The organism is Rothia sp. 110740021-2 (assembly GCF_054263775.1).
Genome location: NZ_JBSZFE010000001.1, coordinates 454768 through 468899, shown reverse-complemented (window position 1 = coordinate 468899; position 14132 = coordinate 454768). Strand labels below are relative to the sequence as shown.

The 14132-nt window shown below is 56.8% G+C and carries 8 protein-coding genes; all 8 read right to left on the bottom strand.

The window, feature by feature from the left end:
- Positions 1-193: 193 nt before the first annotated feature.
- The gene (gene gcvT / locus ACUXHH_RS02010; RefSeq protein WP_279741300.1) at positions 194-1312 is read right to left on the bottom strand and encodes a glycine cleavage system aminomethyltransferase GcvT; all 1119 of its coding nucleotides are present in this window, start codon (positions 1310-1312) and stop codon (positions 194-196) included.
- Positions 1313-1483: 171 nt separating this feature from the next.
- Positions 1484-4324: an aminomethyl-transferring glycine dehydrogenase gene (gene gcvP, locus ACUXHH_RS02005; protein WP_458390715.1), complete on the bottom strand. Its 2841-nt coding sequence runs from the start codon at positions 4322-4324 to the stop codon at positions 1484-1486.
- A 285-nt stretch (positions 4325-4609) separates the two neighbouring features.
- Entirely contained in the window at positions 4610-5839 is a 1230-nt protein-coding gene (locus ACUXHH_RS02000; protein WP_458390714.1) for an MFS transporter, read from the bottom strand.
- 30 nt (positions 5840-5869) lie between these two features.
- Positions 5870-6703 (bottom strand): respiratory nitrate reductase subunit gamma, encoded by an 834-nt coding sequence (gene narI, locus ACUXHH_RS01995; protein ID WP_279741306.1) that lies wholly within the window; start codon positions 6701-6703, stop codon positions 5870-5872.
- A gap of 26 nt (positions 6704-6729) precedes the next feature.
- Positions 6730-7470, bottom strand: a complete 741-nt coding sequence (gene narJ / locus ACUXHH_RS01990; RefSeq protein WP_458390713.1) for a nitrate reductase molybdenum cofactor assembly chaperone — start codon at positions 7468-7470, stop codon at positions 6730-6732.
- Positions 7471-7473: 3 nt separating this feature from the next.
- Positions 7474-9087, bottom strand: coding sequence for a nitrate reductase subunit beta (gene narH / locus ACUXHH_RS01985; protein WP_458390712.1), 1614 nt, complete (start codon positions 9085-9087; stop codon positions 7474-7476).
- Positions 9087-12806 (bottom strand): nitrate reductase subunit alpha, encoded by a 3720-nt coding sequence (locus ACUXHH_RS01980; RefSeq protein ID WP_458390711.1) that lies wholly within the window; start codon positions 12804-12806, stop codon positions 9087-9089. The genes narH and ACUXHH_RS01980 overlap by 1 nt, the downstream gene beginning before the upstream one ends.
- A 78-nt stretch (positions 12807-12884) precedes the next feature.
- A complete protein-coding gene (locus tag ACUXHH_RS01975) occupies positions 12885-14078 on the bottom strand; it encodes a ThiF family adenylyltransferase (protein WP_458390710.1) in 1194 nt (397 codons plus the stop codon).
- Positions 14079-14132: the final 54 nt, after the last annotated feature.

Sequence of the window (14132 nt, the reverse complement as noted above, 5' to 3'; positions counted from 1 at the left end):
GCGGTCTCTACGTGCGGACAATCACCCTTGACTGACCGCTCTAATCCTAACGCACTTCAGAACCATCACAAACTAAGGCCTAGAACACCTCGACACTCCCCCACCACTCAGCACCGCAGCACATCGAATAAAAGGCGCCGTGCCTACACAGGGCACGACGCCTCTCCCCTACAGATTATCTGCAGAAAAACTCTTACTTCTCACGCTTGTAGAACGGCAGAGTCACAACATCAAACGGAGCACGCTTACCGCGGATATCAACATCCACGGTAGAGCCAACCTCAGAGAACTCACGGTTCACCAGTGCCATAGCAATCGGGAAACCCAAAGTCGGGGAAGGAATACCGGAGGTAACCTCACCAATCTCATTACCTTCAGCGTCCACCAGCTTAGAACCGGCACGAGCAGGACGTTTCGCCTGAGCCTTCAGACCAACCAGGATACGCTTCGACTCGCTCTTAGCCAGCTCAGCCAGAGCCTCACGACCAACGAAGTCAGCTGCCTTCTTCTCCAACGCAATCTCAACCAGACGACCCAGACCGGACTCAAAGGGAGTAATGTCCAGACCCAGCTCGTGACCGTACAGGGGCATACCAGCCTCAAGACGCAGGGAGTCGCGAGAAGCCAGACCGGCAGGAATCATGCCGAAAGGCTCGCCAGCAGCAGTCAGCTTATCCCACAGCTCAACAGCGTTCTCATTCGGAACAAACAGCTCGAAACCGTCCTCACCGGTGTAACCGGTACGAGCCAGCAGAACATCAACACCGGCAACAGTCAGCGGCACCGAAGCGTAGTACTTCAGCTCACGGACAGCCTCATCATCAGACATGCCAGCAGCCAGCAGAATCTCCTCAGCACGAGGACCCTGAACAGCCACCAGAGAAGTCTGCTCCGACTCATTCACAAACTCAACATTGAAATCACCCAGGCGCTCGCTCATCGCCGCAAAGTCAGTCTCAATATTCGAAGCATTCGGAACAACTAGGAACTCTTCATCGCCCAGACGGTAAGTAATCAGGTCGTCAATCACGCCGCCCTTGTCGTTGACCAGGATCGAGTACTTTGCCTTACCAACCTTCAGGATGGACATATTCGACACCAGAGCGTAATCCAGGAACGCGCCCGCATCCGGACCGGTCACGCGGAACTCACCCATATGAGACAAGTCGAAAATACCGGCACTAGTACGGACAGCCTCATGCTCAGCAACGTCATTAGCGTACTTCAGGGGCATATCCCAGCCGCCAAAGTCGGTGAAAGAAGCACCAAGCTTCTCGTGGACAGAGTACAGAGAGGTCTTCTTAGGGGACATTAGATTCTCCTCACGCACAGCCTTGTGCTGTTATCGTTCAATCGTCATAGATTTCATTCACCCCCACAGACACGAGATACGCTGCGGAGGCGACCCCCACCCGCCCCAGAAATCTGAGAACGGGTGAGGCAGGTAGACCGCTACAGTCTACCCAGGAGCGTTATAGGCTCCTTATGCTTCCAGGTCGAAAGCCTCCATCGGGGGGCATTCGCACACGAAGTTACGGTCACCGCCAGCGCCGTCGATACGACCCACCGAAGTGAAGTACTTATTAGCACGCAGACTCGGGACCGGGAAAGCTGCCTGGGTACGGCTGTAGGGGCGATCCCACTCATCGGCACTCACCACATCAACGGTGTGCGGTGCGTTGCGCAGAACCGAATCCTCCACAGCGACCTTACCCTCAGCCACCTCGATGATCTCGTCGTAGATGGTCTCCATTGCCTCAATAAAGCGGTCCAATTCTTCCTTCGACTCAGACTCAGTCGGCTCAACCATCAGGGTGCCCGGAACCGGGAACGCCAGGGTCGGAGCGTGGAAGCCGAAGTCCATCAGACGCTTGCAGACATCCTCAGCAGTCACGTGAGTCTGATCGGTCAGCTGACGCAAGTCCAGGATGCACTCGTGAGCGACCAGACCGCCGGGGCCGGTGTACAGCACCGGGTACTTGTCATTGAGCTTCTTCGCAATATAGTTAGCGTTCAGAACCGCGTACTGCGAAGAGTCCTTCAGACCCTGAGCACCAGTCATCGCAATGTACATCCAGCTAATCGGCAGAACGCCTGCAGAACCGAAGAACGCCTGCGAAATCGGCAGTGCAGCGTCATTGGGGAGCTTACCCTCAGCATCAGCATGGTATGCGTCACCGGGCAGGAACTTCGCCAAGTGCTCACGAACAGCCAGAGGGCCCACACCGGGGCCGCCGCCGCCATGAGGAATGGAGAAGGTCTTGTGCAGGTTCAGGTGCGAAACATCGCCACCAAACTTACCGGGCTGAGCGAAGCCCATCTGAGCGTTCAGGTTCGCACCATCCAGGTATACCTGGCCACCTGCCTCGTGAACCAACTGGCAGACCTCAGCAACCTGCTCCTCAAACACACCGTGGGTAGAGGGGTAGGTAATCATGATGCCGGCAACCTTGGGGCCGTACTTCTCAATCTTTACCTTCAGGTCGTCAACATCAATCGAACCGTCAGCCGCAGTTGCCACACCGGCAACCTTCAGACCAGCCAGAGCGGCAGATGCTGCGTTGGTACCGTGAGCAGACAGCGGAATCAGTACAGTGTCACGCTCGTGGTCACCATTAGCCTCGTGGAAGGAACGGATAGCGCGCAGACCAGCGTACTCACCGGTTGCACCCGAGTTCGGCTGCAAGGAGATAGCATCATAACCGGTAATAGCAACCAGCCACTCGCTCAGGTCCTTAATCAACTCGTGCCAGCCCACAGCCTGGTCCTCCGGGACCAGCGGGTGAATGTTTGCGAACTCAGGCCAGGAGATAGGCTCCATCTCAGCCGCTGCATTCAGCTTCATGGTGCACGAACCCAGCGGAATCATGGTGCGGTCAAGCGCCAGGTCCTTATCAGCGAGGTGACGCAGGTAGCGCATCATCTCGGTCTCAGAACGGTACTTGTGGAAAATCGGGTGCTGCATGTAGTCATCGGTACGCAGCAGCTCAGCGGGCAGATCATACTGTGCATCTGCCTCGCCCAGGGTGCCGCCCAGAGCCTCAACCAGGCTCTTGAGCAGTTCCTCACCGTGAGACTCACCCACGGAAATGCCAACACGGTTCTCGTCGAAGCGGCGGATGTTCACGCCAACTTCCAGAGCCTTCGCAACCAGCTCGTCAGCACGGCCAGTAGCCTCCACCACGACGGTGTCGAAGAAAGTATCGTGAGCGATACCGTAGCCCGCAGCCTTCAGCGCGGCAGCAACACGAGCGGCGTTGGTGTGCAGGCGGTTCGCGATAGCGCGCAGGCCCTCAGGACCGTGGTACATCGCGTAAGCGCCAGCAACAATCGCCAGCAGAGCCTGAGCAGTACAAATATTGGAAGTAGCCTTCTCACGGCGGATGTGCTGCTCACGAGTCTGCAGAGCCAGACGGTACGCAGGCTTACCAGCAGAATCCTTAGAAACACCCACCAGACGGCCAGGCATGGTGCGCTCCATACCCTTGTGAACAGCCATGTACGCAGCGTGGGGGCCGCCGAAGAAGAAAGGCAGACCGAAACGCTGAGTGTTACCCACAGCGATATCAGCGCCCAGCTCACCCGGGGACTTCAGCAGGGTCAGAGCCAGCAGGTCAGCAGCAACGGTAACCAGAGCGTTACGCTCCTTAGCAGCCTTGATCAGCGGCTCAATATCGCGGATATCGCCTTCATTGCCGGGGTACGCCAGGATGACACCGTACAGGTCACCCTCGGGCAGACCCTCAGAGAAATCAGTGATTACGAAAGGAATGCCGAGCATCTCTGCACGACCACGAGTCACCGAAATAACCTGAGGCAGGCAGCGGGAGTCAATAGCGAAGAAGCCGTTCTTCACCTTTCGGTTTGCACGGTGCATCATGACAGCTGCTTCAGCCACCGCGGATGCCTCATCCAGCAGGGAGGAGTTTGCAATCTCCATACCGGTCAGCTCCATCACAGTGTTCTGGAAGTTCAGCAGAGCCTCCAGACGACCCTGAGAAATCTCAGCCTGGTACGGGGTGTAAGAAGTGTAGAAACCGGGGTTTTCCAGAATGTTACGGCGCAGAACCGCGGGAGTTACTGCATCGTAGTATCCGGCACCAATCATCTGGGCGAGAACCTTATTCTTCGCAGCATAGCCGGCAATCTTTACCTGCGCCTCATGCTCCGACAGCGGAGCGGGCAGCTGCAGATCGCCGTCAAGGCGAATCTGGGAGGGGACGACAGCGTCCATCAGCGCATCCAGGGAAGAATATCCGAGGGTTTCGAGCATCTGCTCTGCGTCTGCGGAACGGGGGCCGAGATGACGTTCAATAAAGGACATAGGACTCTCCTATTGGTTGGCGCAAACCGTAGAGGGGGCACGTCGCACTATTGCGACGAGTCGAACACTTTAAGTGTCCCACATCTCCACAAAGTTTCGCTAGCTTTACCAACATTCGACATGCCTAAACATCAAACTCTTCTGCCGCGCCGAAGCCCACCCCTGTTAGACGACAAGACAGCAGAAAAGCACAAAGTCCGGCTCGTTCCCTCCGAGGAGAAAACGAGCCGGACTCAGTCAAAGCAAACTTCACATACATCCTGCAGAAGGATGTACTAGAAGAACCTACTTAGCGTGCTTAGCGTGGTCAGGCTTGCCACCGTGCGGCACCAGGAACGCCGACAGGAAAGCCAGAGCCGCAGTCACAGCCAGCAGCATCAGACCGATGAAGTAGTTGTTGTGCTCCTGGTTGTAGGTTGCACCCATCACCAGCGGCGGGAAGAAACCACCCAGAGCGCCAGCAGCAGCAACCACACCGGACACCGCACCAACGTTCTTCGGATCAGCCGCACGAGCCACCCAGCCGAAGACCGAGCCGTGGCCCAGACCCAGAAGAGCACCCATCAGGATGAAGACAGCACCATACACGTGCTCAGCATCAGGCTGGAACGCGGTAATAACTGCCAGAATCACCACACCGCCCAGGGAGATGAGGGAGATAATCTTCGGACCGAACTTATCAGCCAGAACACCACCGAAGGGACGAGCAATCACGGTAGCAGCCACGAAGCCAGCCGCACGCATACCAGCGTCGTTAGCGTTGAAGCTGTAGATGTTGCTCAGGTAAGTGGGCAGGTAGTTCGAGAATGCCACGAACGCACCGAACACAACAGCGTAGAGGAAGCCCAGCTGCCAAGTGGTCTTCACCTTGAATGCCTGAACAATCTTCGGCATCAGCGGAGTAACCTCACGGCCGATGGTTGCCGGAGAATCCTTCAAGAAGAAGAAAGAAATAGCAGCGGTTACAGCACAGATAACAGCAATCAGAACATGAGTCTGGAAGTAACCAATACCCTGCACCAGGCGGGGGGTAGCGAATGCAGAAATTGCAGTACCCACCATGCCGGCACCGAACACACCGGTCGCAAAACCCTTCTTGGAAGCGTCATACCATGCGGAGCTGAAGGGAATACCCACAGCGAACACGGTACCCGCAATACCCAGGAAGAACGCCACAACAAGCAGCATGGGCAGCGAGTTCATCTGACCAGCAACACCAACCAGGAAGACCAGGGGTGCGCTAATCGCCAGAACAGCGGTGAACATAATACGACCACCGTAGCGGTCGGTCAGACCACCAACGGGAATACGGCCGATAGCGCCGATGAAAATCGGCATAGCAACCAGAAGGCTGGTCATACCAGCGTCCAGGTGCATCTGCTTTGCATACATCTTGGCCAGCGGGCCAACAACGGTCCACGCCCAGAAACCAATGGTAGAGGCGAAGGTTGCAAGCAGAACGTTACGGAGCTGACCATTCTTCAGGTCGTAGCTCGGTGCAGCAGGGGTGCTCATATTTCCTCTTTTGCAATATGGATATGTGTATTAGCGGTCGGCGCGCTCACGCGGGAGAGTGCCTACCGGATCCCAACCTCGACGTGCACCAACACGCTGGCCGCCACGAGAGCGGTACACGGTGTAGGGGCGGAAGAGGTAGTGCAGGGGCACAGTCAGTGCGTGCACCAAGCGGGTAAAGGGCCAAATGATGAACAGAACCATAGCCACCACGATGTGAATCTTGAAAGCCACGGGAATATTCACCATCAAAGCTACCTCAGGGTGGAAGTAGAACAGCGAACGGAACCAAACAGCGATGGTCTCACGGTAGTTGAAGTGAACCTCGTGACCATTCACCGGAGGCAAACCGCCCGAGGGGTTCACAGCCGAAAGCAGAGTAGCCGCAGTGCCAGCGAGAATCACTAGAACCAAAACGACATACATTAGGACGTCATTACGAGTGGTAGCCGAACGAACACGAGAGTTCGAAGCACGGCGACCAATCAGAATGAACATACCAATAATGGTCGCAATCGCTGCTGCAGAACCTGCAACCAGCGCCGTCATGTGGTAAGCATCTTCCGACAAGAACAGGTCGGTAAACGACTTGGGAACCACCAGGCCACCAACGTGACCAAGGAAAACGGCCGCAAGACCGTAATGGAACAGGGGCGAAGCGATGCGCAGCAGCTTCGATTCATAGACCTGGGACGAGCGGGTAGTCCATCCGAACTGGTCAGTACGGTAACGCCAGATGGTGCCACCAATCAGAACCACCAGCGCAACATAGGGCAGAACGCCCCACAGCAGGATGTCCACAATACCCGGATCGGTTACAGCCTGTGCAGCATGTCCTGCGTTCTCAGAAGCAAGTACGTACACGTGTTGTCTCCTCACAAGGGATAAAACTAGTTAGAACGAGCCGAAGCCTGCTGGAGCAGCTGATGATCAGCGTAACCATTCAAGCCAACGGTCTCGACGGGAGGGCCGTAGCCAGCCATCTTCTGAACCTCCTCCTGAGTCTCCGGAGAGACGCCAGGAAGGGTATCGCAGATGCTCTGCAACAACCCGTAGTGGGGCAGATTTCCGTCCTTCATGGACAGACGAAGAAGCTCAAGGGACGGACGGTACGCCTGCAAAGCGGAACGGCCCTTACGGCGATCCACCAACGCACAAAACTCCAGCACCAGCGGCAGGTAGTCCGGAAGCTCACCGTTCAAAACGGTCAACATACCGGAGTCGCGGTACATCTGCTTAAAACGCAGAAGAGTCTCACCACGGCGGCGGGTATCACCATCGGTCCAGTAGGACAGGTGCAGAGAATGACGACGCGAAAGGTCGTATTCCTGCACGTACTCGGACTGCACATCCTCCAGGTCTTTAGAAGTCAGCCACTGCTGAACCGCATCAACGGCAGCAATGAAAGCCTCATTCTGGGTGGAAGCGGTAATCCCCACCAGTTCAGGCAGAACCCTCAGAGTTTCCTCATCGGGGTAGCCCAGGAGCATACCGCTCACCTGGTAGATTACCGAGTCCATATCCTCGCCGGGACCGTAATCGATATCGAACGGGTTCTCCGGCTGAGCCGGCTCCGAGACAGCAGCCTCGGAACCGGCTTTGCCCATGAGCTTGGAAAAGAATCCAGCCACTTATTACTTCTTTCCGGTGGTGTTCGGGAAGAGGCCATCAGGACGGGAAGAACCGTCCCAGCTGAACAAGCTAACCTTGTTGTTAGCCTCGTAGACACCGGTGGACACGGGAGTCGGGCGACCCTCCATGTCGTTGAACGCATCGCCGTACATGCCGGGTCCGCCATCCACGCTCAGGGAGCAACCCATTTCCTCAAGGTTGTGGGCGTCCTCCATGTGAGCCTTCGGAATGACGTAACGCTCGTTGTACTTAGCGATAGCCATCAGGCGGTACATCTCGTACACCTGCTGACCGGTCATACCAACAGCCTGAGCAATCTCTTCGTTGCCTTCGCCACCGAGGTTGATATCACGCATGTACGAACGCATCGCAGCCAGGCGGCGCAGAACGTTAGTAATAACCTCAGTGTCGCCTGCGGTGAACAGCTCAGCAAGGTACTCAACCGGAATACGGAGAGACTCAATAGCACCGAACAGGTTGTTGCTGTTCTCCGCATCGTGGCCCTGCTCCTTGAGCAGGTCAACAATCGGAGACAGCGGGGGTACGTACCAAACCATGGGCATGGTGCGGTACTCGGGGTGCAGGGGCAGAGCCACCTTCCACTCCTTCGCCAGCTTGTACACGGGCGACTTCTGAGCCGCAGTAATCCACGCATCGGGGATGTCGTTCTTACGAGCCTGCTCAATCACAGCAGGATCCGAAGGATCAAGCATCAGCGACAGCTGAGCCTCGTAGAGGTCCTTCTCATCCTCAACCGAAGCAGCTTCAGTCACGCGGTCTGCATCGTAGAGGAAGATGCCGATGTAGCGCATACGACCAACACAGGTCTCAGCACATACAGTCGGGATACCAGCCTCAATACGGGGGTAGCAGAAGGTACACTTCTCAGCCTTACCCGTCTTGTGGTTGAAGTACACCTTCTTGTAGGGGCAACCAGTGATGCACTGACGCCAACCACGGCAACGGTCCTGGTCAACCAGCACGATACCGTCCTCAGCGCGCTTGTAGATAGCGCCGGAGGGGCAAGAAGCCATGCAGGAGGGGTTCAAGCAGTGCTCACAAATACGAGGCAGGTAGAACATGAAGGTCTGCTCGAACTCGAACTTAATCTTGTCCTCAGCCTTCTTACGGACCTTCTCCACCAGCGGGTCCTGATGACCGTACTCGGTCGCACCAGCCAGGTTGTCGTCCCAGTTCATACCCCACTCAACCTTGGTGTCCTCACCGGTGATGAGGGAGACCGGCTTAGCAGCCGGGAAATCATCACCCAGAGGAGCACTGGTCAGGTTCTGGTAGTCGTAGGTCCAGGGCTCGTAGTAGTCGTTCAGCTCGGGCTGAATCGGGGAAGCGAAAATCGTGAAGAGCTTCTGGAAGCGGTTACCGCTCTTGAGCTCCAGACGACCGCGCTTGTTCAGCACCCAGCCGCCCTTCCACTTCTCCTGATCCTCGTAACGGCGGGGGTAACCCTGACCGGGACGAGTCTCAACATTGTTGAACCAGACGTATTCGGTACCGGCTCGGTTCGTCCATGCCTGCTTACAGGTCACGGAGCAGGTGTGGCAGCCGATGCACTTATCGAGCGCCATCACCATAGCAACTTGTGCCATAACGCGCATTAGAAAGTTACCTCCTGGGACTTACGGCGACGGATGTACGAGACGATGTCTCGCTGGTTACCGGTCGGTCCAAGATAGTTGAAGGCGAACGCCTGGTGAGCGTAGCCACCAATCATGTGGGTGGGCTTCAGAAGAATACGGGTCACCGAGTTGTGAATACCACCGCGCTTACCGGTGACTTCAGACTTCGGGCTAACCATACGCTCCTGAGCGTGGTAAACGAAGCAGACGCCCTCGGGCATACGGTGCGAAACAACCGCACGGCCCACGAAGACACCGTTGGTGTTCACACACTCAATCCACTCGCCGTCCTTGACGCCAATCTTCTCAGCATCCTGCGGGCTCATCCACGCAGTCGGACCGCCACGGAACATGCTGAGCATGTAGTGGTTGTCGAAGTACTGCGAGTGAATTGCCCACTTATTGTGCGGGGTCAGGTAGCGAACAGCAACCGAAACACCGTCGGTAGTACCGAGCTCAGGCTCGTTGTACAGGCCAGTCATATCCAGCGGCGGACGGTAAATCGGCAGAGCCTCGCCCATTTCGTGCATCCAGTCATGGTCGAGGAAGAAGTGCATACGGCCGGTCAGAGTGTGGAACGGCTTCTTCTTCTCGATGTTGACGGTAAACGGAGCGTATCGGCGACCACCGGTCTCCGAACCGGACCACTCGGGGGAAGTCATCACGGGCTGCGGTGCGGCCTGGGTCATGGGGAAGGTAATACGACGTTCCTCGTTACCTTCTGCCAGGTCCATCAGGTGCAGACCGGTCTGCTTCTCGAGCTCCTTGAAGCCCTTAACAGCAACCTCACCGTTAGAGGTACCGGAAATCATGAGGATTGCTTCAGAAATCTTCACGTCGGTATCCAGTGCCGGACGGCCTGCGCCCTTACCGGAGTCCATCACACCGAATTCCTTAGCCATCTTCGCGACTTCGTCCTTCAGATCGTAAGTGATGAACTTGGTGGTGGCACCGAGCTTATCGAACAGCGGGCCAACGGTGGTGTACATATCGTACAGTGCGCCGTAGTCACGCTCGACGGTGACGAAGTTCGGCATGTTCTTGCCGGGCACGCCCACCATACCGGGGGTGTTCTTCCAGTCGGGTGCGTGACCGCCAGGCTGAGCAATCTGGCCGGGAGTGTCGTGCAGCAGCGGAACCGAAACGATGTCCTTGCGGACGCCGAGGTGCTTCTTAGCCAGGCGAGTGAACTCGTATGCCAGAGCCTTGAAGGTCTCGTGGTCGGTCTTTGCCTCCCACGGCGGATCAATTGCCGGGGAGAACGCGTGCAGGAACGGGTGCATATCGGTCGAGGAGATATCGTGCTTCTCGTACCAGGTAGCAGTCGGCAGAACGATGTCAGACAGCAGGGTCGAGGAGGTCATACGGAAGTCCGAGGTGACCAGCAGATCCAGCTTGCCCTGAGGTGCGTCGTCGACCCACTTCACTTCGTTCGGGTGCTTCTCCGAGTCGGAACCCTGGACGTTGTCCATGCTACCGACCAGGTGCTTCAGGAAGTAGCTCTCACCCTTAGCGGAGGAACCGAACAGGTTCGAACGCCACAGGGTCAGGGTACGAGGCCAGTTGATGGGGTTGTCGACGTCCTCAACGGAGAACTCCAAGTCACCGGAGTTCAGGCGCTGTGCAATGTAGTCCGCGTTCGAGGAAGCCTCGCCGCGTGCCACTGCCTGCTCTGCCTTATCAGCCAGTTCCAGCGAGTTCTCGGGGAACTGCGGGAAGAACGGCATCCAGCCCATGCGCACGGAGCGTGCCACAACGTCAGCAGTGTGAACATCGCGCAACTCACCCTTAGCCAGCGGGGACTGCAGGTAATCGGTGGAGTATGCATCCTGACGGAACTGGTCAGTGTGCATGTACCAGAAGCCGGTACCGATCATGTGACGCGGCGGGCGGCTCCAGTCCAGAGCGTTAGCAATGTTGGTCAGACCAGTCAGCGGACGTGCCTTCTCCTGGCCCACGTAGTGAGCCCAACCGCCACCGTTACGGCCCTGGGAACCGGTCAGGTTCAGCAAGGCGAGGATAGCGCGGTAGGTGGTATCAGCGTGGTACCACTGGCAGATACCTGCACCGAAGATAATCATGGAGCGGCCACCGGAATCCAGGGCGCTCTTAGCGAACTCACGGGCAACGCGGATAACAGCCTCGGCGGGGACAGAAGTAATCTGCTCCTGCCATGCCGGGGTGTTCTGAACGTTCCAGTCCTCGTAGTCCTTAGCCCAGGTACCGGGCAGGCCCTCGCGGCCCACACCGTACTGTGCAAGCATGATGTCGAAGACAGTGGTGACTTCGTGGCCTTCAACGTATGCTACAGGCACACCGCGGGTAATGACGTCGCCGTGACCCTTCGGGTTATCGAAGGTCGGCATCTTAATCTCTGCAGCTGCTGTCTGGCCCTGGGGCAGGTCGCGAATCGACAGAATCGGCTTACGACCCTGCAGATCCAGGTTCCACTTGCCCTGGTCTTCCTGAGCGTAACGGTGACCCATGGTGCCGTTGGGCACGAAGACCTCACCGGTCTCGCGGTCCATCAGCACGGGCTTAAAGTCAGCGTTCGGCTGCTCAGCCTCACCAGCGAGCTTTGCTGCGGTCAGGAACTTGGAGGGGACCTTCACGCCGTCCTCGCGGGTTTCCAGGGTGACCAGGAAGGGAAGATCGGTGTAAGTCAGGGAGAAGTCCTCGAAGAACTCGACACGCTGGTCGACGTAGTTCTCCTTGAGGATAACGTGACCCATCGCCATAGCCAGTGCTGCGTCGGTACCTGCCTGGGCGGGCAGCCACTCGTCAGCGAACTTGGTGTTATCGGCGTAGTCGGGGCTCACGGTGACAACCTTGGTACCGCGGTAGCGGACCTCAGAGACCCAGTGAGCATCCGGGGTACGGGTCAGCGGAACGTTTGCACCCCACATGATGAGGTATGCAGCGTCCCACCAGTCGCCAGACTCGGGCACATCGGTCTGGTCGCCGAAGACCTGCGGGGAAGCCACGGGAAGGTCGGCGTACCAGTCGTAGAAGCTGGTCATCACGCCACCGGTCAGCTGGATGTAGCGAACACCCGCACTGAAGGAGGTCATGGACATTGCCGGAATCGGGGTGAAGCCGGTGTTACGGTCGGGGCCGTAGTACTTGATGGTGTGCACGTGAGCAGCCGCCATCAGCTCGAGAGCCTCAGCCCAGGTCGAGCGCACCAGACCACCCTTACCGCGTGCGTTCACGTAGCGTGCACGCTTGGCGGGGTCGGACACGATGGAGTGGAAGGCGTCCACGGGATCGTTATGGATTGCCTTCGCTTCGCGGTACATCTCCAGCAAGAGACCGCGAACGTAGGGGTATTTAACGCGAGTGGGAGAGTAGGTGTACCACGAGAATGATGCACCGCGGGGGCAACCACGGGGCTCGTACTCGGGGCGGTCGGGACCAACCGAGGGGTAGTCGGTTTCCTGTGCTTCCCAGGTGATAATGCCGTCCTTGACGTACACCTTCCAGGAGCAGGAGCCGGTGCAGTTCACGCCGTGGGTAGAGCGAACTTCCTTATCGTGGCTCCAACGGTCGCGGTAGAAGGCGTCACCTTCGCGGCCGCCTTCACGGAAGACGGCGCGGCCGTCTTCAGTCTCATCCCAGCGGGAGAAGAACTTACCGAACTTGATCAGCTGATCGGTAAGGGGGCCGTCCGGGCCCTTAATCTGTGATGCTTGTTCCATACTGCCCAATATATCGGAAATTTGGCATGGAAAATACGAGATAAAAACCTTGCCTAATTCATGCAAAATAAGGGTGTTTTAGACCGTAAGCCAGGCGGAAATTCCACCCTCAAGCATGTACACAGAACGCTCCTCCAGGGGCGCTATTTCACGAGCTGCCTCAACCGTTCGAGTGTATCCGGTGCAGTAAATAACGATTTCCTGGGCGTTTGTGGGAATTTTACGCTCAATCAGGGCCTTTAAACCACTATTTCGACTGGCCTCCAGCAACTCAGTCAGAGGAAGATTAATAGCGCCTTCAATAGCAAAAGCTTTGAATTCCACCTGCTCACGAACGTCCAAAAGGGCAATATTTTCATCCGATGACAGCTTTTTAAAGTCCTGGGCACTTATGGGACGAGGCATCGAATCCGTCGAAGAGCTAGCAAAATCCTGAGAAATATTACGAATTGTTACAGAATTTTTGGGCATATAACTCGTTTCTTGGGACAAAACGACACTTTTCTTAGGTACAGCTTGCACACTAGCCACAAGAGGTATATATTCCCACCTCCCACTTAACGCCGAATATAGGCCAACCTCACCCATGAGCGGCTCCCCCACCCCGGTCAGCAGCTTCACTGCCTCCATAGCCATAGCAGCACCCACCACACCAGCCATAGCACCCACCACACCAGCGGTACTACACGAAGGCACACTACCGGCAGCAGGAGCATGAGGGTACAAATCCTCATATACCGGACCGTGCCCCGCCCAAAACACACTCAACTGCGCATCGAAACCAAGAATCGCAGCCCACACATGCGCAATCCCAGCACGCGCAGCCGCCGCCGACACCACATAACGCGATTCAAAATTATCGCTACCATCCAGCACCAAATCAGCGTCAGACAAAAGCGCATCAACATTCGCCTCTGTCAAACGCTCACGCACCGGTACAACCTCAATAAAAGGATTTAGCGAGCGCAAAGACTCAGCGGCAGACTCAGCCTTAGAATTACCCACCCTGGCGTGCGTATGAATCACCTGGCGGTGCAGATTCGAATCATCCACGACGTCATCATCAACCACCACAATCTGACCGACACCAGCACCCGCCAGGTACAACAGCGCGGGAGCACCCAAACCACCAGCGCCCAACACCACAACACGTGCACCCTTGAGTGCCAGCTGAGCCTCATACCCCATTTCGGGCAGAATCAGCTGACGAGAGTAGAACGCACGCTCAGCGGCAGAGAGCTCGCTCGCGCTACGAGAGGTGTGAGAAGACATGGGGGGGTTCCTCGCATCAAATAGTAGAGGTGGCTTGAACTTTATTAGGGATCC

Bases quoted from the DNA above. Each gene is read 5' to 3' on its own strand.
- ACUXHH_RS02000 (WP_458390714.1), bottom strand. From the start codon at position 5,839: ATGAGCACCCCTGCTGCACCGAGCTACGACCTGAAGAATGGTCAGCTC.
- gcvP (WP_458390715.1), bottom strand. From the start codon at position 4,324: ATGTCCTTTATTGAACGTCATCTCGGCCCCCGTTCCGCAGACGCAGAG.
- gcvT (WP_279741300.1), bottom strand. From the start codon at position 1,312: ATGTCCCCTAAGAAGACCTCTCTGTACTCTGTCCACGAGAAGCTTGGT.
- narH (WP_458390712.1), bottom strand. From the start codon at position 9,087: ATGCGCGTTATGGCACAAGTTGCTATGGTGATGGCGCTCGATAAGTGC.
- ACUXHH_RS01975 (WP_458390710.1), bottom strand. From the start codon at position 14,078: ATGTCTTCTCACACCTCTCGTAGCGCGAGCGAGCTCTCTGCCGCTGAG.
- ACUXHH_RS01980 (WP_458390711.1), bottom strand. From the start codon at position 12,806: ATGGAACAAGCATCACAGATTAAGGGCCCGGACGGCCCCCTTACCGAT.